Here is a 22,734-nt window from a genome sequence, read left to right as displayed (position 1 = left end):
TTCCGTCGGCGTCGAGTTCCTCTCCGAACTCGACCGTAAGGTGTTCCGTCTCGACGACACCAGCTTCCAAACGACGTGTCGTTCCATGGTTTTGCGTTGCCGAATGGCGTGATGAACCCTCTCGTCCCGAGACGAACCCCAACAGGACTAAACCGTCGGGTGCGTCTATCCGACAAGGATGTTCGACAGAATCATGCAGAAGTTCGAGGGTAGTCCGAGCCAACAACAGGTCATCAGACTCCTGCTCGAACGCGGGTTTTCGGTCAGCGACGAGGGGCGCGTTGTTTCGGGCGGTATCGAGATTCCCAACACGCAGATCGCACGCGAAATCGGCGTGGACCGACGGGTAGTCGATTCGACCACCGACGCGATCCTGAAGGACGAGGAGTTGCGCCGCATCTTCCAGAACATCTCCTCGATTCCGAGCCTGATGGACTTGGCTCCCGTTCTCGATCTGTCCGTCCTGACCGTCGAAGTGCGCGACGCCGACGTTCCGGGCATCGTGGCGACCGTCACGTCGCTACTCGCCGACAACGACATCTCCATCCGACAGACCATCAGTGAGGACCCGGAATTCACCGACGACCCGGTCCTCTATCTCGTTACGGATGAGGACATTCCGGGCGACATCCTCAACGAACTGAAGAACTTGGAGTTCGTCCACCGCATCCAAATCAGCTGAGCTTTCCCCGTTCTCCCGTCGCGGCGAATCCACGCCTTTTCGGTGCTGCCCATCGAATCCCGACCAATGGGTGGCACGACGTATCGAACCGTGGCCGGTCGGGGGAAGTCGGCGTTCGAAGTTCGCGGTTCGGAGTTCATCGGCTATGTCGCGCCCGTGGACGGCGTCGAAGCGGCCGAATCGTTCATCGAAGAAGTCCGGGATCTGCACGCGGATGCGACCCACAACGTGCCCGCCTACCGCGTTCAAGATGGACGAACTGCCGCCACCGAGGAGGGCGCCGAAGTCGCTGGCTTCGTCCGCGAGTGGTCGAGCGACGACGGCGAACCGACGAGCAGCGCGGGAAAACCCGCCTTGAACGTCCTCCAGCAGCGCGACGTCGAGAACGTCATCGCCGTCGTCACGCGCTACTACGGCGGAACCAATCTCGGCGTCGGCGGCCTGGTTCGAGCGTACTCCCGTGCGGTTACGGAAGCCGTGGACGAGGCCGGTGTCGTCGAGGAACGACCACATCAGCGCCTCGCCATCGCCGTCGAGTACGACGATTCAGGGACCGTCCGCGGGATTTTGGAGAGCGAAGGCGTCGAGTTCGACGCCGAGTACGGGGAACGCGTCGACTTTTCGGTTCGCGTTCCGGTCGAGGAGAGCGACGCGCTGTGTGACCGACTTCGAAGCGCGACGAGCGGCCGGGCCGACATCGAAGTCGTGGCGTGATTCCGATTCCGGCGTGTCTCAGAAGACGGCTTCGACGGCGCTGAACGCGCCGTAGGCCACGCCGAGCGCGAGCGCCAGCGAGAGTATCCACGCGAGGACGGTGTAGAGCATTTTCTTCCCGCTGACGCCGCCGCCGCTCGCGGCGTAGCCGCTGCCGATAATCGTGCTCACGATGATCTCGTTGAACGAGACGGGAATGCCGAAGAAGACGGCGCTCTGTGCGATGGCGAACGCCGGGATGAGCGCGGCGATGGACCGGCGCGGCCCGAGCGCGGAGTAGTCCTGTGCGAGCGCCTTTATCATCCGCGGTGCGCCCGTCCACGACCCGGCGAGGAGGCCGAGTCCGCCGCCGACGAGGACCGGCACCACGGGAATGGAGTACGGGTCCAACAGCGGGAGAAGCGGCCCGATCGCCAGTCCGACCTGACTGCCGCCGGCGGAGAACGCCACGAGGCCGCCGAGCGCGAGCAGGAATCGACGCTGACCGCGATTCATGTTCGCGTCGAGTTCGCGCCTGAGCGCGAAGCCGACCAGTCCGGCGAGGACGAGCGACGCGAGAACGACGCCGAGGTCGAATCCGGCGACGGCGGGGAGTGACAGGTGACTTGCGACGCTCTGTGCGATGGACGCGCTTTCGCCGGGCGGTCCGAGGAAGACGAAGCCAACGTTGGCGATGATGATGCCGACGAGCGCGCCGAGGAGTGGAATCGACGATTGCTCCGACACGTCCTCTCGGCGGAGTATCCGTGCCGTCGCGTATGCGATTCCGCCCCCGACGAAGGGGGTGAGTATCCAGAGGCTGACGATCTGCTGGTATTTCGGCCACGCGGGAGTTCCGCCGAGTGCCAACCCGACGCCGACGATTGCACCCGTCACGGTGAACGCGGTGGCGATGGGATACCCGGTGAACACGCCGATCGCGACCAGTAGCGCGGCCGTGAGCAGCCCCGTCGTCGCGGCGAGTGGCGATAGTTGGACGCCGTGAATCAACTCCCGACCCACCGCTTCCGAGACGTTCGCCCCCTGAAGTGTGGCCCCCAAGAAGCCGAGAATACCAACGAGAAACCCCGCACGCATCACTGAAAGTGCGTTCGCACCGACCGCCGGGGCGAACGGCGTCGAACCGCTCGACCCCGCGCCGATGGCCCACGCCATGAACAGACTCGCGACCCCGGCGATAACCACCGTCAGTAACCCTCCAGCCATATCTATCCGCTATACCGTCTCACGCTAATAGTGTACCGACTCGAAATCCAAACAAACAATCACGTTCTGTCGGCTCGCGGTCCGCCGCTTTTCTTCGGCGGTTCGACGCCCTCCGCCGCTTCGACCGTCTCGGTTTCCTTCTCGGTTTCGACGTGCCAGCGGTCGATTTCGTCCTCGTAGGACGTCAGCGATTCCGATACCGAGTCCTTCAGGTCGTCGTCGTTGACGTTTACTTCGAAGATGAATCCCTCTTCTCCGTCCTCCATCCGACTCGTCTGCTGGATGTTCGCGCTGACGAGTTCGTTGTCGAAGTAGTACGGCGCGAGTTGCGTCATTACCTTCTGGTACACCGTGTCCTCGACCCTTCGGATGGCTTTTCTCCCCGCCGAATCGGCGGCCCGAGCGACGTAGTTCACCGAGTCCTGCCACCTGTCTACGGCACCTTCGGTGTCGTCATCTTCCAATTTCTCGTACGATTCGGTCAGTTTTTCTCCCGCCGTTCGGAGGTCGTCGTCGGGGGATTCGCCCGCTTGCTCGCCTTTCCCTTCGCTGACGTGGGCCTGTTCGGCCGTCTTCTCGGCCACGTCCTCGCCGAGTCGTTCGTGGGCCTTCGGCCGCCACTCGTTCCATTCGGTGAACGCATCGCCCGACGCGTCCGCCTCGCGGAGGGCTTGCGTGATTCGCTCGCCGTGTTCGACGATATCCCCCCAGCTACCTCGGAGTTTGAAGCCAGAGATGCTCTCTTCCATTCGATTGCTCGCTTGTAAGTTCTACAGGGTTTTATCTTTTGTCGCTAACGGCGTGATAGCGGCTCTCATGCGCCATTTCTCCGGGTTCACTGTTCTCCAGTATAGAATTATTCGCTTCGAACGTTTCCGTACGTTACACGCTCCGCGAAGGCATTCAGGCGATCTTTCGCCTGACCGAGGAGTGCGACGTGCCCGCTCACGGCTTTCATCTCCGCTTCGTCAACCTCGATTCGGTCGTCGCCGTAGATGTCGCGTCCCTCACCGTCGTCGGTCGCGTCGACGACGGTCGAGAGACCGCATCGACCACACGCTTCCGTTCGTTTGCCACCCATGGTTCGGCCTACGGAACCCTCCGTGTTATGTGTTACCCCTGATATTCCGGACGTTCGGTCCGCGGACCTTCACCTCGCCCACGGGAGTCGGGTCCCTTCTCCCGATTTCTACTGCCCTTTTTCGAGAACGGCTTTGTAGTAGCCCTCTCCCGGTCGAACCTCGGCGACGTGCCACGGCGTTCCGACGGTCACGTCGCGCAGTCGTTCGGGCGAAAAGAGGACGAAGTGAAGGGTTCGTCCGACTTCTCGGTCGCCATCCCGTTCGTATTCGAAATGGAACGTTCGGTGGGCGACTCCCGTGCGAGGGTCGGGACGGTAACCGAAGATGTCGTCCGGTCCGCGGTTCGTCGGGTCGTAGTTGTCCACGACTGCGACGCCGTGCTCGTCGGTAATCCGCGCGAGATCCGAGAGGAACTGTCGTGCACCGGCGAGCGACCCGGAAAGACCGAGTTGGGTTCCGTTGAGGAGCACGGAGCGGAATCGATTCGGTGGAAACGACATCTCGAACATGTCCATCACGCGAGCGTCCTCGACGCCCCGGTCGCGGGTGGCTTCGACGGCCGCCGGACTCACGTCGATTGCGACCACCTCGCCTCGTTCTTGGAGGAATTCGGCGTGCTGTCCCGACCCACAGCCGATATCCGCGACCGGGTGGTCGAGCGAATCGAGCAGCGATTTCCAGCTATCGCTCCACTCCTCCCGCGGTCTGAAATAGTTCTCGTAGATGTGTCCATCCCACGTTTCCACCCCGTCCCGGTACAGACAGTCGCCGCGCAGTCCGCCTCGTCGGTAGTCGAGTATCGCTCGACCGAGTGGATCCGCATCCATCACAACATGTCACACACTACCATTTGTAATAAAATCATGATGTGTCTCGGTACCGACTCACGTATCAACAACGGATATTTATCGCTCCCTCGCAACCGAACCAGTATGGATAGCGGTATCGAGTCACAGGACTCGGACGACCCGTCGGACGCCGTCCCGGACTGGGACGACGAGTACGTGGACCGAGTGAGCGACCGCCTGTTCGTCAACTACGACCTCGAAAAGGAGTACGCCACCAACGGCGAGGCGTTCACGCTCCACGGACGACTGCTGATAGAGACACAAAAGCAGTTCCTCCACCGGTCCATCAACTACGCCAACCACAGCGCCGAGGAACACCTGTTCGTCCGGCGCGCGGATTCGGTCCGCGTCAGCGACCTCGAATCGCTCGTCGACCTCGGCCACGAACTCGCCGACGACTGGATAGAGGCCGACGAGGAACACTTCGGAACGACGTTCACCTTCGTCGTCATCGCCCCCGACGTCTCCCCTGATGTCGAGGCGTTCGTCTCCGAGTTCACCGACCGGACGCTTCTGAAATACGGTCTCAACGGACAGTACGAGATCAACCTCGCCGTCGTCGCCCCCGAACGGGAGACGCTCGTCGCCAGTCCGAACGCCGACGTCGGAAAAGCGTTCGCTCTCTGGAATCCGTTGACTCCCGAAAAATCCGGACTTCTTCGGCGGTTCGTGCGGCGACTCAAGCCTTAGTCGTCCGACTCGCCACCGTCCGTAACCGCCTGCCCGCCCGGTTTGTTTCGTGCCGACGTGATGTTTTCATAGCCGATGCGGACCAGCGAGAGCGCGAGCCCGATGAGCACCAAGGCGATTATCGTCTGTACCCCCGCGGACAGCGCGCTGCCGAGCGCCATATCTCCACCCTTGACGAACTTCTCCCACACGTTCTGGTAGAGCGCGAGGTACAGCAACCCGAGTATTGTGACGAACGTCATCAGCGCCATCGGGACGCCCGTGCTGATGAGTTGTTTGCTCTTGTTCCAGTTCGCCAGCCAGACCGTCGCGGTCAGCAGCGCCAGCGCCGCGAGCAGTTGGTTCGCGCCGCCGAACAGCGGCCAGAGGTCCGACCACGTGCCGGACGCGACGAGCGCGTACGCGATGACGCATTGCAGTCCTGCGTTGAAGTACCGGTTCGAAGCCACGCTTTCGACTTCCGTTTCCGGTGTGCCGACGATTTCCTCGAACATGTAGCGACCGAGACGAAGCGCCGTGTCTGTCGAGGTGAGCAGGAAACTCACCATGACGAGCGCCATGAACGGCGCGCCGAAGTCGGCCGGAATTCCGAAGCTCGTGAGCATGATGCCGCCGCCGGTCGCGAAGTTGGGGAGCGCCTGTCCGACACCGCCACCCTCCACGACCTTTCCGACGAGCGCGACCGTCGCGAGCGCGAGTGTCGCGAGCAGTCCCTCACCGAGCATGCCACCGTAGCCGATGACTCGTGCGTCCGATTCCTGATTGAGCTGTTTCGACGTCGTCCCCGAGGAGACGAGCGAGTGGAACCCGCTGATGGTCCCGCACGCAATGGTGATAAACAGCAGCGGAAAGAGGGGCTGGCCGGTGATGCCCATGAAGCCGTGATATCCGTCGATATTGACGGTGAGCGGTTGGCTCGGCGTGATCGCCGCGATGTTAAGCCAGCCACCGATGGTTCCGACGATGACCGCCAACAGCGCGCCGCCGACGCCCGCGTACAGCAGGAATGACGACAGGTAGTCACGCGGTTGCAGGAGCGTCCACACGGGGAGCACGCTCGCGATGAATGCGTAGACCAAAATGATGGGAACCCACATTTCCGCCGAGAGTTCGAGCGGATAGGCCTGTCCGACGAAGACGCTGGCGAACACGCCGCCGACGAAGACGACGGTTCCCGGTCCAAAGGGCAGGTTGAGTTGATACAGGTACACCCCGAACACGACGGCCAGTGCGATGTATAGGATGCTCGCCGTCGCGGCGCTCGGGTACGCCTCGAACACGACGCCGACGACGAACGCGAACACGGCGACGACGAGGATGATGGTCAGGAACGCGAACCACAACAACATGTTCTTGCCGCGCTCGCCGACGTACTCCCCGATGATGTACCCGATGGACTTCCCCTCGTGGCGAAGACTGCTCGACAACGCGATGAAGTCGTGCGTCGCGCCGAGGAGCGGGTTCCCGATTGCGATCCACAACAACGCGGGAATCCATCCCCAAATCACCCCCGCAGTTATCGGTCCGACGATCGGTGCACCTCCTGCAATACTGGAATAGTGATGCCCAAGCAAAACGGGCTTCTTCGCAGGAACGTACTCCTGCCCGTCCTCGTACTTATGAGCGGGTGTCTCGTTGCTATCGTCCAATTCTACGAACTGTGCGAGGTATCGTGAGTAGGTCAAATAACCTATGCTGAAAAGTACCAGTACCCCGAGCACTAGCCATATGATTGCAGTCGCCATGGTATTATGCCTCGTAGCAAATACATCGATGGTGTACAATAAGTGTTCCTTTACTCTCGTCGGTATTGGATGCTTAAAAACGACGATTTCGAAACAATAGTCGATTACCTTTGATAATATTAATATATCTTATTCTGGTGTCATTGGGTTCACTTCGATGTTCAACTCGTCTGCAACCTCCCCCAACAGCGTTCCTTTCACTTCTGATACGCGTGATTCGATAACGGCAACCACGGGTTCGTCGAACGATTCGCGGATGTGGTCGATGCGGTCGCGCTCGGTTCGACAGCGGTCGCGGAGATACGTCGCTCCGCGTCCGGTCTCCTCTTCGTCCGGTTCCGGCGTCACTTTGTTGATGACGAGTCCCGACACCGGCAACCCGGATTCCGTGAGTTCCTCCACCGCTCTGCCGGTTTCCCGAATCGACAACTCGTCGGGATTGAGAACGAGGAAGAACGCCGCGTCGTTTCGCAGGACTTCGCCCGCGAACTCGAACATCTCCTTTCGCTCCTGCAGTCGAGCGATGATGGGGTCTCCCTCGCTCACCCGACGCGGTTCCCGGTCGCCGATTGCGGCCTTCTCGAACAGATCGATGCTCTTCCTGCGCTTGTGAAGCAAGCGGTCTATCCACCCTTCGAGGAACTCGGGAAGCGAGAGGAGGCGGAGCGTTCCGCCCGTCGGAGAGGTGTCGAAGACCACCCGGTCGTACTCGTCCGAGCTCCGCATCACGTCGATGAACCGGTCGAACAGCGCCGATTCGTGCGCGCCGGGGGTCTGGTGTGCCATCTCCACCTGTCGATCGATGGCGTTCACCAATCCCGCGCTGACGTGGTCGCCCAACGAGCGTTTTATCTCCATCAGGTGGTTTTCGACCTCCGTCTCGGGGTCGATTTCCATCGCCCAGAGGTTCTCGATGCCGTCCACGGAACGCGGGTCGTCGTCGAACTGCTGGTCGAACACGTCCGACGTGCTGTGTGCCGGGTCGGTCGAGACGACGAGCGTTTTCAATCCGGCGCGTGCACATTTCAGGCTGTACGCGCTCGAAATCGTCGTCTTTCCCACGCCGCCTTTCCCGCCGAAGAACACGAACTTTCGCATGTTAGAAGTGATACTGTTGGCCCTTCCGTTCGACGAGTGATTCGCGGTCCCACATCCGACGCTCCCACGCCTCGAACTCGTCTGTCAGGTACGGGAGCAGTTCGGCGGTGTAGTACGAAACGGGACTCGGCACCCCGAACACGTCGGGGAAGCACGCGAGCATGAACTCGTCCTCCAAATCCTCGGCTTCCTTCTCTATCAGTTCGTACGCCGGATGCGAAATCATCCCGTGATAGAGGCCGCGAAGCCACTCCTCGACGGAGCGGCGGAACGTCTCGATTCGGTCCGCGAGAGACATACCCTCACAGTGCGCTTCTCGCTATTTAAGCAGGCCGGTACATTCGTGCGGCGATTGCGGCCACTTAACATCCTGCGACGCGTGCGCCACGATAACGAATGAATCAGGGGTCCATTCCGGTCACGATTCTGAGCGGCAACCTCGGCGCGGGCAAGACGACGACGCTCAACCACCTCCTTCGTGAGAGCGACGACAGGGATATCGCGATACTCGTCAACGACATGGGCGAGATAAACATCGACGCCGAACTGCTACAGGGCGGGACGGAACTCGTCGCCGACGAGGGCGTCGCGGAACTCTCGAACGGGTGCATCTGCTGTGAACTGCAGGACGACTTGCGAACCGAAGTCACCCGCCTCGCGCGCGAGTGGGACTTCGACACGCTCGTCGTGGAGTCCTCGGGCATCAGCGAACCCGCGCCCATCGCCCGCCTGTTCACGACCGAATCCCGCGTCGCCGCGCGATACGACGTCGATACGACCGTCACCGTCGTCAGCGCGCGGCAGTTCGACGAGTTCTTCGCGGACGGCGCGCCGGTCGAGCGCACGGAAACCGAGGACGGCGACACGCGCCCCCTCTCGGACCTCGTCATCGAACAGATCGAGTTCTGCGATGTTCTGTTGCTCAACAAGTGCGACGTCGTGGACGCGGACCGACTGGACGAAATCGAGGCCACCCTGCGCGCACTGCAACCACGTGCCGAACTGATTCGAACCGAACACGGACGGATCTCCCCCGACCACATCCTCGACCGCGGACTGTTCGATCTCGGCGACGTGAGCGACTCCGCCGGATGGAAACGGGCGATGGACCACGACCACGACGAACCGCATCACCACGACGAATCCGACCACCGTCACCCGCAGGAGGCCTACGGGATTTCTTCCGTCTCGTATCGCGCCACGCGGCCCCTTCACCCCGGCCGACTCCACGACTTCTTCGAGTCGCTCCCGAGCGGCATCGTCCGCGCCAAGGGGACGTTCTGGGTCGCCGGGCGGGATGACGTGAAACTGGAGTACGGACAGGCCGGGGCGGCCGCCCGCGTGGACGTCGCGGGGCCGTGGATCGCCAGCCTTCCCGAAATCGACCAAGATCTCTATCGGAGCAACCGCTCCGAGTCCTACTGGGACGAGGAGTGGGGCGACCGACGGACGCGACTCGTCTTCATCGGAATCCACGTGGACGAGGAGGCCATCACCGCCTCCCTCGACGACTGCGTGCTGACGGACGCGGAGATGGAAGAAGAGTGGAACGCGTTCGAGAACCCATTTCCCGAGGACGAAACGGGGCTGTTGACCGTCGGTGAGTAGCCCTCTTCCGCTACCACGCCACGGTTGTCACCCGGTCCCGCGGCTTCGCTCGTATCGTTAGCTTATAGCCCTTTCCCACGCACGAGTCGCATATGACTATCGAGAAACGAGGTGACGCCCACCTCATCACGCACGCGATGGCGAAGGATACCCTCTCGAAGATTCGGGACGAGAACACGGAGCAAGTCGGTTTCCGCAAGGGCCTCGTGAAACTCGGCCGCATCTGCGGCTACGAAATCATCGACGGCGCGATGGACACCGAGTACGTCTCCATCGACACGCCGCTGACCGAGACGACCGGTGAGCGCGTCAAAGGACTGGACGACGTGGTCATTATCAACGTCCTCCGCGCCGCGACGCCGTTCGTCGAAGGCCTGCTGAAGGCGTTCCCCCGCGCCAAACAGGGCGTCATCAGCGCCGGCCGCGACGAGGAAGCCGGAATGAACGAGAACGGCGAGTTCCCCATCACCATCGACTACGTCAAACTCCCCGAAATCAAGGAGGATGACACCGTCATCGTCGCGGATCCGATGCTCGCAACGGGGAGCACGATGTGTGCGGTCCTCGACGAAGTGCTCAACGAGCAACCGAACCCGGAGAACTTCTTCGTCCTCTCGGCCGTCAGCGCCCCCGACGGCCTGCTTCACGTCCACGAGCAGTTCCCCGAAGCCGACCTGCTGACGGTCAGCATCGACGACCACCTGAACGACGACGGCTTCATCGTCCCCGGACTGGGCGACGCCGGCGACCGGGCGTTCCGAACGGCCTGACGACTCCCGTTAGATAAGGATTCGAAGCAGTCCGACGACGAGACCCGCTCCGACGAGGCCCACACCCCAGAGGGTCGAACTTCCGGGCGCGACGCCGATGAGAAACGAGACGATTCCCGAGATGATGAGCGAGACGCTCGCGTGGCTTCGCAGTGACATGGTATTTCATCGGCCATCGTCCTAAAAAATCGGCTGGCACAACACGAAAGCAGTTCAAATAGGGCCCCGAACGAACCCTGCAACAATCATTCGTCGGCGTCGTTTTCGGCGAGGAGGTCGGTAGCCGAAAGCAGCGCCTCCATCTCGACGTCGGCGTCGGCCAGGTTCTCGCGGCCGCCTTCCTCCCGGTCCACGACGACGAGGATTTCGTTCACTTCCGCGCCCGCGTCGCGGAGGGCTTCCACCGCGTCGACCGCGCTCTGCCCCGTCGTCACGATGTCTTCGAGGACGACCACTTCCTCGCCGTCGTCGAGTCGCCCCTCGATGAGGTTCGCCGTGCCGTACTCCTTCTGTTTCTTCCGCGCGATGACGTAGGGCGTCTCCGTCTCGACGCTCGTCACCGCGACGAGCGGAACCGCACCGAGGGCCACGCCCGCCAACTTCGTCCCGTCGAGTCGCTCCGCGAACGCTTCGGCGATGAGCGACAGACAGTGCGGGTCCGTTTCGAACAGATACTTGTCGACGTAGTAGTCGCTCGTCCCGCCGTGGGAGAGTTCGAACTCGCCGTACTGGACGGCGTCCGCCGCGCGCAAGGCCTCGATGAGTTCCTGATTCGCCATGTGCGAGTCCGTGCGGCGAGGCGGGTTAAAAGTAGTTCTTTGGCGGCGTCACCGCAGTCGGCGTCACCACGGTTCGTTCTTGAGTCCGACGGCGTACGCGATGACGTTCGTCACGATGTGCAGGAGCGGTGTCGCCACGAGAACGACGACGATGACGGGCGGGTCGAACGTTTTGAGCGTCCACGTCGGCGCGGCGAGCAGGGTGAGCAGGAGCGACATCACGACGAAATCGAGTTGGTCGATGCCCGGAAACGCCGCGCCGCGCTCCCTGCCCGTCCGCCGCTTCAGGAAGGAAGCGGTCATATCGCCGAGCATCGCGCCCGCGGGGAGCGTGAATATCACGACCGCCGGGAACGGGTCGGGGAGCATGACGCCCAGAAACGCGGCCGCTGACGGACGAATCGCGTTCAGTATCAGCGCCAGCACCGCCCCGGCAAGTATTCCGGCGGCCGTCCCGCGCCACGTCTTTCCGTCGCCGAGGAGTCGCTTGCCGTTCCACGTCCGCCCGCCGTCTATCGGCGCACCGCCCCCCGCGAGCACCGCGAAATTGTTCGGGACGTACGCGGGCAACATCGCCCACACCGCGACGGCCACGGTTTCGAACACGTCCGCGCCGAGAAGATCCATATCGACACAGATACCCTCCTGGTCTTAAGACCCAGCGGTATGGCCCCGAATATATGCCGATGGCCCTCACGGGTGTAATATACAATCATAAGACGAAGCGGTGTGAAAGAAGACGCATGATACCCCCGATTGCCGGTCGGTTCGTCGCGGGCGAAACCCCGGCGGAGGCGCTCGAATACACGCGGGACCTGAACCAACGAAACGTCAACGTCATTCTCAACCTCCTCGGCGAACACTACCACGAGCGGGGACCGGCGGACGAGGACGCGGAGGTGTACCTGCGCCTGCTCGAAGACATAGAGCGCTCCGACCTCTCGGCGTGCGTCTCGGTTAAACCCTCGCAGGTCGGCTTGGACGTGGGGACGAACGTCTTCCGCGAGAACATGGAGCGAATCGCGGACGCGACCGACGACACCTTCGTCTGGATCGACATGGAGGACCACACGACGACCGACGCGACTCTCGACGTGTTCGAACAACTGGCCGTCGAACACGACGGCAACGTCGGTGTCTGTATCCAAGCGAACCTCAAGCGCACCGAGGACGACCTCGAACGACTCGCCGACCTTCCCGGGAAGGTCCGACTGGTAAAGGGGGCCTACGACGAACCCGCCGAACTCGCGTACAAGGAAAAAGACCGCGTCAACGCGGCCTACCGCGATTATCTCGAATTCATGTTTCAGGAGTTCGACGGCGGTATCGCGGTGGGGAGCCACGACCCGGCGATGATAGAGTACGCACGGGAACTCCACGACGAGTACGGTACGGACTTCGAAATCCAGATGCTGATGGGCGTGCGCGAGGACGCACAGGTCGAACTGGCGAAAGAGTACGAAGTCTGGCAGTACGTCCCCTACGGTGGCAAATGGATGTCGTATTTCTACCGTCGCGTAATGGAGCGCAAGGAGAATCTTCTGTTCGCGGCCCGCGCGGTTCTCGGCAGATAACCGAAAACGTTGCAACTAGTTTATATTCCTGCAACCAGACGCTACACCTAAATGTCTTCGTGGAAACGCGATGCCGGAAGCGGTCTCATCGTTTTAGCCCCCCTGTTGGTTACTGCGTACATCATCGCGTGGTTGTTTCTCAAGATAGCCGGCTTACCCTTCTTGGAGAAACTACAGCCCTTGAAGCTGTTGGGCGGATTGATCACGATTCCCGGCGACCTCATCCGCGTCGGCATCGTCCTCGCCGTCTTCACGGCGCTCGTCTTCAGCATCGGTTACCTCATGCGAACGACGCTCGGGAGCGTCGTCGAAAACGCGATCGACGGAACGATGAATCGACTTCCCGGTCTTCGAATCATCTACAACGCATCGAAAATGGCCGCGGAAACCGCACTCTCCGACACCAATCAACTTCAGAAACCCGTCAAAATCGAGACGTGGAACGGCCTCAGAATGACCGCGTTCAAAACCGGGAAGCAGGCGGACGACGGCCGCGAACTCCTCTTTTTACCGACCGCACCGAACATCACCACCGGGTTCGTCATCGAGGTCGAACCCGACGACATAACCGAAACGGACGAGAGCGTCGAAGACGCCCTGACTCGCATCCTCAGCGCCGGGTTCGGGGAAAGCAATCAGGAAGGGATTCCCATCAACGTCACCGACGAGGCGGACGACCCGGCGGAGACGCCACCACCGACCTGATTCCCGTCGCCACCGCGACGAAAGTCTACCATTCTTTTGAGGTTTGCGCCGCTCTATTACGTATGGAATGTCCCGAATGTGGCGGCGAACGGTCGCCGTTCGCCGTCCCGTCCGAACTCCGTGTGGACCTGCCGAACGAACCCCCATTCGTTCTCCTCTGCACGCGTTGTCTGGCCTTCGAACCGGTGGCGAACCCGGACACCGAACCGTCGAACTTCGACACGATAAGCGACGCGCTCCCGGACCACGGCGACTCCGCCGCCGCGATGGTCCTCGCCACCGCCCTCCTCTCCTCGCTCGCGCTCAACCGTCAGCACATCGACGCGCTGTTCGACCGCGTCGAAGCGGCCGGTGCCGACCCCCTCCTCGTCCTTGACCGGTTGGCGGACGACCCCGAAATTCACCCGGACTTCGACATCGAGTCGCGCCGACAGCAACTCCTCCAACTGCGCGACTGACCGATCGGTGGACGGAGGAGTCCGAAACGACCACGCAATCCGGAGACTCCCGCGGGACCCTCAACTTTCATCTGGGTGACCCACGATTACACGACCATGCCGAACGACTGCATCTTCTGTCAGATCGTCGCCGGAGAGATCCCGAGCAAGACCGTCTACGAGGACGAGAGCGTCCTCGCATTCCTCGACGTGAATCCGCTCGCGCCGGGTCACACGTTGGTGATCTCGAAGGACCACCACGAGACGCTCGGGGACGTACCGAAGGACACGGCCAACGACCTGTTCTCCGTCCTGCACGACCTCACGCCCGCCGTCGAGGCCGCGGTGGACGCGGACGCCAGCAACGTCGCGTTCAACAACGGCGAGGCGGCGGGACAGGAAGTCCCGCACGTTCACGGCCACATCATTCCCCGCTTCGACGGGGACGGCGGCAACCCGATCCACGCCATCGCTGGGACTCGCCCCGACCTCTCGGACGAGGAACTCGACGCGATCGCGGACGCGATTCGAGAGGGGCAGTAACTGTATATTTTTATATCAGGACGAATCTATTTTTATCCATACACGTGAACCGAACTACCGCATTCGTCGCTGCGACCGGCAGGGCCGGAACGACGCGCCTCTGCGTCGAAACCGCCGCCATGCTCTCTCACGTCGGACGCGACGTGGTGATTTTGGACGCCGCCTTCGCCACGCAGGGGCTAGCGCGTCACGTTTCGGGCCGCATCGACACCGACATCACAGCACTGCTCACCGAGGACGGCGACTTCGACGACGCGCTCTTCCACCATTCGGTCGAAACCGCCGGACGACTCGCTCTCTGTCCCGCATACGCACCCTTCGAACGGTTCGCACGTGCGAAGACCGCGGGTGCCGCCGAAGCGTTCGAATCGCTCGTCGAACGCGCAGCGACCGAATTCGACCACGTCGTCGTCGACACGCCGCCGGTCGCGGCGAATCAAGCCGTCGCGGCCGTCACCGCCGTCGAGTCGGTGGCGGTGGTGGCACCCGCCTCTCGACACGGAACCGATGCCGTGCAGGGAATGCGTGGTCGTCTCGCCGACCTCGGAACGAACGTGGACGTCGTCCTCGCCAATCGCGCCGACGAGGGACACCCGTTGGGGGAGGCGATAGGGATTCCGACGAGCGGCGAAACCGCTGCCGAGAGCGTACCAGCAAGCGTCCCCGAACTCGACACGTCGTTCTCACCCGCAATCGTCGCCGCCGTCGAAGCCACCTTCGACGTTTCCCTCGACGTCGAATTCCCCGAAGGACGGTTCGCGGACATCGATCCGAACGAGTATCTTCCCCAAAACTATCTACCGAAGTCGCTTCGTAACTAGTTCCTCCCGCCGTGTGTACCTGTTGGCTACAGGAGATCGCCGACACCGCTCATCGTCTCCGCCAACGCATTCCGCTTTTGGACGGCGGCGTCCCCGTCCAAAGCCAACGCGCCTTCCAGCACTTCGGCCGCGCCGTCCAGCGGGTCGTGGGTTTCGATAAACGTCGCCAGCGCGAATTCGGTCTCGCTCGCGCCGGACAGCGCGAACGCTTCGGATCGCGAGATGTTCGCGGAAAGCCAGTCCTCGATGAGTTCGTGGCCGATGGCAGAAAGTGGAGAAATACCGCTCGCACCGAGCAGGTGGAGCGTCTTCGCGGCAGTCATTGGTGCGACACCCGCTCGTCGGGCGGTTTCATCGACCGCCACCCCGGATGCGTGTGACTCGACTATCGTCACCGCGGCGTCCGACTCGCACGGCAACGCCCCCTCGAACGGTGCGAGCCGTTCGTGAAGGTCTCCTCCGGTGTCGTCCACGGTCGCGACACCGTAGTTCTTCTGCTCGACTGTCACCTCCAACCCGGCAGCAATATCCGACAACGCCATGTATACTCCTCCTTCTCCCGCCGACTTTAAACTTGCTGACAAGTATCAGAATTGGTAATCAGCTCCCGGAACGTACCGATTACCGGTACGTTCTCTCCCCGGAACTCCGGTTGATTTCCCGATTTCTACGCTCGTTTAAATACCATATCGGACGAAGTTTCAACTGTGATGAGTACGACACAACCCCTACCCGAAACGTGCCCCGAATGTCAGAGCCGCGTCCGTACGGACGGTGCGGAAGCGGTGTGTACCGAATGTGGCCTCGTCATCGCCGAGGACGGTTTGGACCGCGGTCCGGAGTGGCGGTCGTTTCGCGACGACGAAACGGAACGCAAACGGACCGGTGCCCCGTTGACTCGCTCGCGCCACGACCGCGGACTGACGACCGAAATCGGCTACAAGAACAGCACCGTTCGACTCACCGGTCGGAAACGTCGCCGCGTGATGCGGATGCGCCGCCAGCACAACCGCGCCCGCATCTCGTCCAAAGCGGAACGAAATCGCGTGTACGGCTTCACCGAAATACGCCGTCTCGTCGGTGCGCTCCAGTTGCCCGAAAACGTCCGTGACCGCGCCTGCGTGCTCTTCGAATCAGCACAGTCGGAGGACCTGCTTCGCGGGCGTTCGATAGAGGGGTTCGCCTCGGCAGCGGTGTATGCAACCTGTCGAACGTCCGCCGTCTCCCGAACGCTCGACGAAATCGTCGAGCGCGCCCGCGCCGAACGGGCCGAACTCACGGCCGCCTACGACGCGATGAACCGCGAACTCGGTCTTCCTGTCGGCCCCATCGACCCGCGCGAGTACCTTCCGCGATTCGCCAGCAGGCTCGACCTCTCGATGGAGGCCGAACGACGTGCCCGGTCGTTCGTCGCACGTGCGGAGGAGCGAAACATCATCAGCGGACGCAATCCGAGCGGAATCGCCGCCGCCTGCTTGTACGCCGCCGCCCGCGATTGTGACGAGCGTATCACCCAACGCGCTGCCGCCGACGTCGCCGACGTGACCCCTGTGACGCTCCGCTCGACGTATCACGACCTGCAGGAGTAAACCGCCCGTCCGAGTTCCGAAAACCGTTCTCTCGCCTCGCTCTCCGGCGCCGCAGTCGCTACTGGACGTCCGTTTCGCTGTGCCTCCGCAACCGTTCTCGATTCGGGCACCGTCGTCACCGGGGCACCGAGCCGTTTCTCGACGGTTTCGATTGGTGGGTCTTCGCGCACCCGGTTCAGCACGACGCGACACAATCCGGCGTCGAGTCGCCGTGCGAGCGCTTTCGTCCGAACCGCGTCGGCGAGCGCGAACGGCCGTGGAATCGTCACGAGAACGTAGCCATCCGCCGCGACCAGCGGCAGTCCCGCGTCCGCCGACATCCCCGCCGGGCAGTCGATGATGACGTGGTCGTACTCCGAGGCCACCCGTGCTATCGCATCGACGAACTCGGTGACGTCACACGAACGTGCCCCCGCCAACGTTCGACCACACGGAAGCAGCAGAACGTCGCCGACGTTCGACACGGCTTCGAGCGGGTCCGCGCGCCCCGCCAGCACGTCGTGTAAATCCGGGCCGCGTGCCGTCGGCAGATCCGCCATCGCGAGGTCGGCGTCCACCACGACGCCGCCGAGTTCAGCCCCGAGGTTGAGCGCCACGGTCGATTTTCCGACGCCCCCTTTTCCGCCGGTAACCGCGACGTTCATCTCGCTCCTCCGACCGACTCCGGCCCCGATATCGCCTCGATCCGATCACCTAGCACGCCCGCCCGCCTCGAAACCGAATCGAGAGTGCATTCGTCCGTCGCGATTTGTCGCCGTAGCTCCTGTTCTTCGGTTTGTTCGGCTATCGTTCGTTTCCCCATTTCGTCGTCTCTCGCTTCGTATCGTTCGATTCGTGCTTCGACGGCGGAGAACCACGATTCGACCGCGTCGGGAAGGTTCGTCCGGATCGATGTCGGTATCGCATCCGCGGGCGGCCGGGCATCCCCCAACGTTCGAACGACATCCGACGCCGTCGGTTCGATGCCGAATTCGTCGCTCGAATGCCCCCCGTCGGTCGTCGACGTCTCCGTTTCCGGTGCCCGTTCCGTCCACACGATTTCGGCGGGCGGCGAACGCGGGTTCCCGTCTGTCGCTACCGCGTAGCCGAGCGACCGACGTTCGCCCCCGCCGATCACGCCTTCGTCCCACCCGGCTTCTGGGACGCCGCCCCCGCGCGGTGGCCGGAGTTCGCCGTCGAGACGATTTCCGACACGGACCCTCACGGGAGTCGACGTGGAGTTCTCGACCACCAGCGCGACCAGCGCGACGGTTTCGACGCTACCCGCCCGCTCCTCCGTCGTCCAATGTAGTGTCACCATGCCCCGAATTGGATTCGTTTTCGGCCTTAAACCTGTAGTACGGGCGCGTTTAGGCAATCGGCGGCCGCTCGTGTCGATTCGAATCGCTCGCACGCGAGTACGACCGGCGCTCGAATCCGCGCGATGCGAGCGATTGCCAGCGCCGCGGTCACCGGTTCCCCCTCGAACGACTTTCGTTTCGTCGTTCGACACGGCTCTCGTTTCCCTCCGGGTATCGCTTCCATCGCCGACACGAAATCCGCGTGAACGTGCCGGGCCAGATACTCCCGGGCGGCACGTTCGAGATTCGATTTCCGGTCCCGGAGACGCAATCGTCTCTCTCGGTCGTCCCTCACCGACCGCTGGCGTTCTCGTGCGTCTTCGAGGGCCTGCTCCGCCGCAATTCGTTCCGTCTCTATCTCCGCCAACTTCCGCGTCGCGTTCCGAAACTTCGACTCCGCCTCCTCGAGATTCCCATCCGAATCCCGAAGGGCCTGCACTCGGCCACGCAACGTCGCGACGCGTTCCCGATGTTCGGCTTTCGAGCCACCTACTTCCGCGATGCGCCGGCGTTCGGCGCGAAGCGAACTCCCTCCGACGTCGAGCGACCGCAACGTCGCCTCGATTTCGGCGACCTCCTCGTCTTGCGGTGCGTTCATCCCAACCGACCGAGCAGCGGCGGCCATTGCCGGACGGAAACGAATCGACATTCCCGATTCGATGCATCCCACGTACGCGTGTGCTGGGCCCGGTTCGGGGCAGTCGACGATGAGTGCGTTCGATTCGGTATCCGAGCGAACCGCCGTGACCGCGTTCGATAGGGAAATCGACTCATCGCGTAAGTCGATTGCACGTCCTCGAACCGTTCGCCCTCCGATTTCGATCTTCATAATTCCGCGTTTCGCATCGCATTCGGCGCCGGATGGTCCGTCCCGACGGCGAACTTGTCATAGGGTGTACTCGGTTGTTCGCGGTTCTCGTACGCTTTCGCGGCCGTTCGAATCCGTTCCGGGACGTCACGGAACTCGTTCAACGGCTTCGTCCGTTCCAGTTGTACGTCCGCTCCGTGTTTCTCGTAGAGACGAAGCGCGAGAAACGCACCCAGTTCGGTCGACTTCAACAAGGCGGCCCGCCCGAACCGCCGTACGACGCACTCCTCGTGTGCCGAGCAGATGTTTCGAAGCGTCTGCCGGGCCTCGCTGGAATAGGTGATTATCAGCAGCACTACAGTTGGTTCGAATTTGATATATCTTAAAATTAACTACCGCGTTCGAACGTTCCACTCGTCGCCATCGAACTCGGCGACGGCATCGAACAACGTCTTGAGGGTGTTGACGGTCTGTGAGTCGTGTGCATCGGGGTCGAGATGGAAGTGAGCGGTCACATCGGCGGTCGTAAAGCGACCGGTGAGGACGTGAAGGAACTTGTAAACGGTCTGTACGTCCGAATACTGGAGAAGTGCCGTCAGCGAGTGAAAACACGCGACGGTCCGGTTGCCGTTCCCATGCCACTGCTGGAGCACTTCGCTGATCTTGATTCCGATGCCGGTCAAATCTCCGGGATTCGAGAGCGTGTCCATGACGGCGTTCGTCGGCGTCTCCTGCATCGGTGCGGACGTTGCCACCGACCGAAGCGTCTCCCCGACACTGATAAATCGCAAGTTTGCTGGTCGTTCGCCTGCGTGTGCGAGCCAATCTTGGATACACGCGTCCGGCGAACGGGTGAACGTCACCCAGAGGACGTTTTCCTCGGATGGTGGCGACGTTGTCAACATATCCACGCATGCCTCATCGGTTTCCGAACTCATCGAAGGAGCGAGAACGAGAACACTAGATTCATCGCCAAGAGTCGCAGAAAAACCGCTCATATCCGATGTTCCTCGGCGTCGTGCATGCTCCATGCGTCGTCCATCCCGTACCATTTCTCGTGTATCATCCTGCCATCTGCATTATTATGGGCTCGATAAGTCTCGAAGATCCTGTCCGTTCTCTCGCATTTGATACACCTGCACACGCAAGCTTTACACTTCTACCATATTCAGGGCACGTTTATCTAGTTTTCCATATCCCGAATACAGTCATTTACTGGCGGTCTCCACTTGAAATTCTACCGTGTCATCGTCCAGTAACTTCACGACCCGCCGGCGTGCCGCCGCCGCCGACTCCGCGACGACGACGATCCCCGTCGCTCGTTCGTCCCCCGTCGCTCTGTACGCTGTTACCTCCCCGTCCGCTTCGAAATCGGTCGCGTATGTCTGTAACACGGTCACCACCCGACGCTGTGTCTCCCGTAACTCCTCCTCTCCCGACTCGAAATCGGAGAGTGCATCCTCGATGTTCCTGAGCGCTGAAATACGATCCATGTCCGGTCGTTAGGTCGTTCTGAGGTGGTTGGTCGAGGGTTCGTACACCTCTCCTTTCTGTTTTAGCTTGTCTATCTCGTGTTCGGCTTTCGAGGGGTCCGTCCCCGTCTCCTCCGCTCGTTCCAGGACGACATCGACCGGGGCACCCTCGTCGTACTCCTCTTCGATTTCCCCGATGAGTTGCTTGATACCCTTGATACGTTCTCGCTGCGTTCTGGAGGTTCCCGTCTCCACTACGTCCGCGTCGAACTGTCCCGTTTCGGGGTCCACACCGATGTCCTGCATGCAGGACCGTGCGATTTCGATGACGCGGTCGGCATCCTCCTGTTCGACCGTGTCCGAAAGCCGAACGCGAGCGCTCGCTTCGGCGAGGCGGACGAGCGCCTCCAACTTACGGGCGGTCACCGGAACCGGTGCGTCTTCGTCCATTCCCTTCGAACGCAAATTGACGTAGAAATCACGAATCTCCTGGCGGGCTTCCGACGTCATCGTCGGATAGACGTTCGATTTCGCGTAGGCGATGTACTTCCGCAGGAGTTCCGCGTCGATTGCCGGTGCCACCTCTTCGGTCTGACTGTTGACCTGGTCCTCCGTGATGTTCGGCGCGTTGATTTCGGTTCGCTGTGTGTTCAACTCACCCGCGAAGTTGGTCTGGAGGATGTGCTCTGCCAGTCGCGAGTCGTGATCGGGGTCCGGTTTGTCCGTCACCGTGAAGATGAGGTCGAACCGGGAGATGAGCGCGGGTTCGAGGTTGATCTGCTCGGCGATAGATTCGTACTGGTCGAACCGGCCGTACTTCGGGTTCGCCGCGCCGAGGAGCGAACAGCGGGACTTTAGCGTCGCGTTGATCCCCGCTTTACTCACGCTGATCTTCTGCTGTTCCAGTCCCTCGTGCATGGCCGAACGGTCCTCCGGACTCATCTTGTCCAGTTCGTCCACCGCCGCGATGCCTTTGTCCGCGAGCACCAACGCCCCCGCCTCCAGCGTCCACTGCTGACCGTCACCGAAGTCGTCGCGGACCGCCGCGGCCGTCAGACCCGCCGAACTGGAACCCTTTCCGGAGGTGTAGACGGAACGCGGCGCAATATGTTGGATATATGACAACATTTGACTTTTTCCCGTCCCCGGATCACCGATGAGGAGCATGTGAAGGTCGCCACGAATCCGCGACCCGTCGGGGAGGTGTTTGGTCACACCGGAGAACAACTGGAGTATCATCGCCAGCTTCTCCTGCTCGTAGCCGTAGATGGCCGGCGCGATGGATTCGACCATCTGCTCGTAGATGTCCCCCTCGTTCGAGAGTTCGATGATTTCCTGTTTGTCCTCGTCGGTGATGTCCATGTCCTCGAACTCCTCGTCCTCGATTTCCACGGACACCCCGTCCATGTATACGTCGAAGACCGCGGATTTCTCCTGTCCGCTTCCCTGCTGTTCGAGGTGGAGAACGCCCGTCACGGTCACGTGGTCGCCGGGCGAGACGTGGCCGGTGATGTCGTCCTCGATGTGTACGTCGATACTCTCTGGCGTCTCGCCGCCGCGAAGCCCCTCGGGACTCTCCTGTATGCGGAGCTTCTGCGAGTCGATGAACTCGGACTGGTCGAAGTTGATGCGGAACGGTCCCTGTCGCTCACAACCTTGGCACTCGTGAGGTTCCTGAAAGTCCCCACCTGTCTGCGGGATGTACGTCAGCGTTCCACAGCGCTGGCATTCGAACGCCGCCTCCTGAATCTTCGGCCGCACTCCGGTCGCCTTGCGGACGATACCCTGTACGCTCACCAGCGTGTTGACGTGCCGGGCACGAATCGCGCGGATATCCGTGTGTTCCGGCAGGTTCTGTAGGCGGACGTGTGCCTGCCCGAGGCTCACGTCCACGGGGAGGTCGTACAAGCGGAGTGCCTCTTCGGCGTACTCCTGTAGCTGCTGCGGTTGCGCGAGGTAGTCGTCCGCGATGTCCGCGTCGTACTGATACAGGTCGTTCCAATTGATGTACAGCGACCGCTTTTCGTTCGGGTAGTTCTGGGCGAGTTCCCCGATTTCGTCTCGGTAGTAGTTCCGATAGAACTGTTCGAACCTGTCTATCAGTTCCGTGTTTTCCGCGCGAGCCATTCATCGGTCATTGGGTCCCGATTAGGTAAGAAGTTTCGCAAAGTATCGTGAGAAAGCTGTCATTTTGTGTGGGGGAACTTCCCCGTATGACCGATT

General features: G+C 61.7%; 29 protein-coding genes. 11 read left to right on the top strand and 18 right to left on the bottom strand.

Annotated elements, in window-relative coordinates; all coding sequences use genetic code 11:
• Nucleotides 1-178: 178 nt before the first annotated feature.
• Nucleotides 179-682, top strand: coding sequence for an ACT domain-containing protein (locus LJF34_RS15465; protein ID WP_231186181.1), 504 nt, complete (start codon nt 179-181; stop codon nt 680-682).
• 66 nt (nt 683-748) lie between these two features.
• On the top strand, nt 749-1,396 hold the full coding sequence (locus tag LJF34_RS15460) for a YigZ family protein (protein WP_231186179.1): 648 nt from the start codon (nt 749-751) through the stop codon (nt 1,394-1,396).
• 18 nt (nt 1,397-1,414) lie between these two features.
• On the opposite strand, the gene LJF34_RS15455 is transcribed toward LJF34_RS15460, so the two are convergent.
• From LJF34_RS15455 to LJF34_RS15440, 4 genes are all read right to left on the bottom strand, one after another.
• The gene (locus tag LJF34_RS15455; protein ID WP_231186177.1) at nt 1,415-2,602 is read right to left on the bottom strand and encodes an inorganic phosphate transporter; all 1,188 of its coding nucleotides are present in this window, start codon (nt 2,600-2,602) and stop codon (nt 1,415-1,417) included.
• 59 nt (nt 2,603-2,661) lie between these two features.
• Nucleotides 2,662-3,351: a DUF5828 family protein gene (locus LJF34_RS15450; protein WP_231186175.1), complete on the bottom strand. Its 690-nt coding sequence runs from the start codon at nt 3,349-3,351 to the stop codon at nt 2,662-2,664.
• A 107-nt stretch (nt 3,352-3,458) separates the two neighbouring features.
• A complete protein-coding gene (locus LJF34_RS15445) occupies nt 3,459-3,683 on the bottom strand; it encodes a hypothetical protein (RefSeq protein WP_231186173.1) in 225 nt (74 codons plus the stop codon).
• Between the two features lie 108 nt (nt 3,684-3,791).
• Complete coding sequence (locus LJF34_RS15440) at nt 3,792-4,511, bottom strand: class I SAM-dependent methyltransferase (protein ID WP_231186171.1); 720 nt, start codon at nt 4,509-4,511, stop codon at nt 3,792-3,794.
• Nucleotides 4,512-4,616: 105 nt separating this feature from the next.
• On the opposite strand from LJF34_RS15440, the gene LJF34_RS15435 reads away from it, so the two are divergent.
• Complete coding sequence (locus LJF34_RS15435) at nt 4,617-5,222, top strand: hypothetical protein (protein WP_231186169.1); 606 nt, start codon at nt 4,617-4,619, stop codon at nt 5,220-5,222.
• Here LJF34_RS15435 and LJF34_RS15430 read toward each other — a convergent pair.
• The 3 genes from LJF34_RS15430 to LJF34_RS15420 form a co-directional block, all read right to left on the bottom strand.
• On the bottom strand, nt 5,219-6,967 hold the full coding sequence (locus LJF34_RS15430) for a carbon starvation protein A (protein WP_231186167.1): 1,749 nt from the start codon (nt 6,965-6,967) through the stop codon (nt 5,219-5,221). The genes LJF34_RS15435 and LJF34_RS15430 overlap by 4 nt on opposite strands.
• A 129-nt stretch (nt 6,968-7,096) precedes the next feature.
• Complete coding sequence (locus tag LJF34_RS15425; protein ID WP_231186165.1) at nt 7,097-8,065, bottom strand: TRC40/GET3/ArsA family transport-energizing ATPase; 969 nt, start codon at nt 8,063-8,065, stop codon at nt 7,097-7,099.
• Nucleotide 8,066: 1 nt separating this feature from the next.
• The gene (locus tag LJF34_RS15420; RefSeq protein ID WP_231186163.1) at nt 8,067-8,363 is read right to left on the bottom strand and encodes a hypothetical protein; all 297 of its coding nucleotides are present in this window, start codon (nt 8,361-8,363) and stop codon (nt 8,067-8,069) included.
• A gap of 98 nt (nt 8,364-8,461) precedes the next feature.
• Here LJF34_RS15420 and LJF34_RS15415 point away from each other — a divergent pair, with 98 nt between their 5' ends.
• Nucleotides 8,462-9,673, top strand: coding sequence for a GTP-binding protein (locus LJF34_RS15415; RefSeq protein ID WP_231186161.1), 1,212 nt, complete (start codon nt 8,462-8,464; stop codon nt 9,671-9,673).
• A 92-nt stretch (nt 9,674-9,765) separates the two neighbouring features.
• Nucleotides 9,766-10,443 (top strand): uracil phosphoribosyltransferase, encoded by a 678-nt coding sequence (gene upp / locus LJF34_RS15410; RefSeq protein WP_231186159.1) that lies wholly within the window; start codon nt 9,766-9,768, stop codon nt 10,441-10,443.
• A gap of 9 nt (nt 10,444-10,452) precedes the next feature.
• Here upp and LJF34_RS15405 read toward each other — a convergent pair whose 3' ends face one another.
• The 3 genes from LJF34_RS15405 to LJF34_RS15395 form a co-directional block, all read right to left on the bottom strand.
• The gene (locus LJF34_RS15405) at nt 10,453-10,602 is read right to left on the bottom strand and encodes a hypothetical protein (protein ID WP_231186157.1); all 150 of its coding nucleotides are present in this window, start codon (nt 10,600-10,602) and stop codon (nt 10,453-10,455) included.
• An 86-nt stretch (nt 10,603-10,688) separates the two neighbouring features.
• Nucleotides 10,689-11,222, bottom strand: a complete 534-nt coding sequence (gene pyrE / locus LJF34_RS15400) for an orotate phosphoribosyltransferase (protein ID WP_231186154.1) — start codon at nt 11,220-11,222, stop codon at nt 10,689-10,691.
• 63 nt (nt 11,223-11,285) lie between these two features.
• Nucleotides 11,286-11,849: a CDP-2,3-bis-(O-geranylgeranyl)-sn-glycerol synthase gene (locus LJF34_RS15395; protein ID WP_231186152.1), complete on the bottom strand. Its 564-nt coding sequence runs from the start codon at nt 11,847-11,849 to the stop codon at nt 11,286-11,288.
• A 116-nt stretch (nt 11,850-11,965) separates the two neighbouring features.
• Here LJF34_RS15395 and LJF34_RS15390 point away from each other — a divergent pair, with 116 nt between their 5' ends.
• From LJF34_RS15390 to LJF34_RS15370, 5 genes are all read left to right on the top strand, one after another.
• Complete coding sequence (locus LJF34_RS15390; protein ID WP_231186150.1) at nt 11,966-12,796, top strand: proline dehydrogenase family protein; 831 nt, start codon at nt 11,966-11,968, stop codon at nt 12,794-12,796.
• A 51-nt stretch (nt 12,797-12,847) separates the two neighbouring features.
• Entirely contained in the window at nt 12,848-13,501 is a 654-nt protein-coding gene (locus LJF34_RS15385; RefSeq protein ID WP_231186148.1) for a DUF502 domain-containing protein, read from the top strand.
• Between the two features lie 62 nt (nt 13,502-13,563).
• Nucleotides 13,564-13,959 carry a DUF6276 family protein gene (locus LJF34_RS15380; protein ID WP_231186146.1) on the top strand — a complete coding sequence of 132 codons (396 nt, stop codon included), beginning with the start codon at nt 13,564-13,566 and terminating at the stop codon, nt 13,957-13,959.
• A gap of 96 nt (nt 13,960-14,055) precedes the next feature.
• Nucleotides 14,056-14,481 (top strand): HIT family protein, encoded by a 426-nt coding sequence (locus LJF34_RS15375; protein ID WP_231186144.1) that lies wholly within the window; start codon nt 14,056-14,058, stop codon nt 14,479-14,481.
• Nucleotides 14,482-14,525: 44 nt separating this feature from the next.
• The gene (locus tag LJF34_RS15370; protein ID WP_231186142.1) at nt 14,526-15,302 is read left to right on the top strand and encodes an AAA family ATPase; all 777 of its coding nucleotides are present in this window, start codon (nt 14,526-14,528) and stop codon (nt 15,300-15,302) included.
• A gap of 26 nt (nt 15,303-15,328) precedes the next feature.
• On the opposite strand, the gene LJF34_RS15365 is transcribed toward LJF34_RS15370, so the two are convergent.
• Nucleotides 15,329-15,844: a hypothetical protein gene (locus tag LJF34_RS15365; protein WP_231186140.1), complete on the bottom strand. Its 516-nt coding sequence runs from the start codon at nt 15,842-15,844 to the stop codon at nt 15,329-15,331.
• 168 nt (nt 15,845-16,012) lie between these two features.
• Here LJF34_RS15365 and LJF34_RS15360 point away from each other — a divergent pair, with 168 nt between their 5' ends.
• Nucleotides 16,013-16,891, top strand: a complete 879-nt coding sequence (locus LJF34_RS15360) for a transcription initiation factor IIB family protein (RefSeq protein ID WP_231186138.1) — start codon at nt 16,013-16,015, stop codon at nt 16,889-16,891.
• On the opposite strand, the gene LJF34_RS15355 is transcribed toward LJF34_RS15360, so the two are convergent.
• The 7 genes from LJF34_RS15355 to LJF34_RS15325 all read right to left on the bottom strand — a co-directional run bounded on the left by LJF34_RS15355 (nt 16,873) and on the right by LJF34_RS15325 (nt 22,638).
• Nucleotides 16,873-17,535: a P-loop NTPase gene (locus tag LJF34_RS15355; protein WP_231186136.1), complete on the bottom strand. Its 663-nt coding sequence runs from the start codon at nt 17,533-17,535 to the stop codon at nt 16,873-16,875. The genes LJF34_RS15360 and LJF34_RS15355 overlap by 19 nt on opposite strands.
• Nucleotides 17,532-18,191 carry a hypothetical protein gene (locus LJF34_RS15350; RefSeq protein WP_231186134.1) on the bottom strand — a complete coding sequence of 220 codons (660 nt, stop codon included), beginning with the start codon at nt 18,189-18,191 and terminating at the stop codon, nt 17,532-17,534. Before LJF34_RS15350 ends, LJF34_RS15355 begins: the two co-directional genes overlap by 4 nt.
• Before the next feature lie 26 nt (nt 18,192-18,217).
• Nucleotides 18,218-19,060 (bottom strand): hypothetical protein, encoded by an 843-nt coding sequence (locus tag LJF34_RS15345; RefSeq protein ID WP_231186132.1) that lies wholly within the window; start codon nt 19,058-19,060, stop codon nt 18,218-18,220.
• On the bottom strand, nt 19,057-19,395 hold the full coding sequence (locus tag LJF34_RS15340; RefSeq protein ID WP_231186130.1) for a hypothetical protein: 339 nt from the start codon (nt 19,393-19,395) through the stop codon (nt 19,057-19,059). The genes LJF34_RS15345 and LJF34_RS15340 overlap by 4 nt, the downstream gene beginning before the upstream one ends.
• Before the next feature lie 36 nt (nt 19,396-19,431).
• The gene (locus tag LJF34_RS15335) at nt 19,432-19,944 is read right to left on the bottom strand and encodes a hypothetical protein (RefSeq protein ID WP_231186128.1); all 513 of its coding nucleotides are present in this window, start codon (nt 19,942-19,944) and stop codon (nt 19,432-19,434) included.
• A gap of 303 nt (nt 19,945-20,247) precedes the next feature.
• Nucleotides 20,248-20,532 (bottom strand): hypothetical protein, encoded by a 285-nt coding sequence (locus tag LJF34_RS15330; RefSeq protein WP_231186126.1) that lies wholly within the window; start codon nt 20,530-20,532, stop codon nt 20,248-20,250.
• A 9-nt stretch (nt 20,533-20,541) separates the two neighbouring features.
• Nucleotides 20,542-22,638, bottom strand: coding sequence for a minichromosome maintenance protein MCM (locus LJF34_RS15325; RefSeq protein ID WP_231186124.1), 2,097 nt, complete (start codon nt 22,636-22,638; stop codon nt 20,542-20,544).
• Nucleotides 22,639-22,734 lie beyond the last annotated feature (96 nt).

This window comes from Haladaptatus sp. DYF46, assembly GCF_021083305.1.
GTDB lineage: Archaea > Halobacteriota > Halobacteria > Halobacteriales > Haladaptataceae > Haladaptatus.
This window is presented reverse-complemented; position numbering and strand designations above follow the sequence as displayed.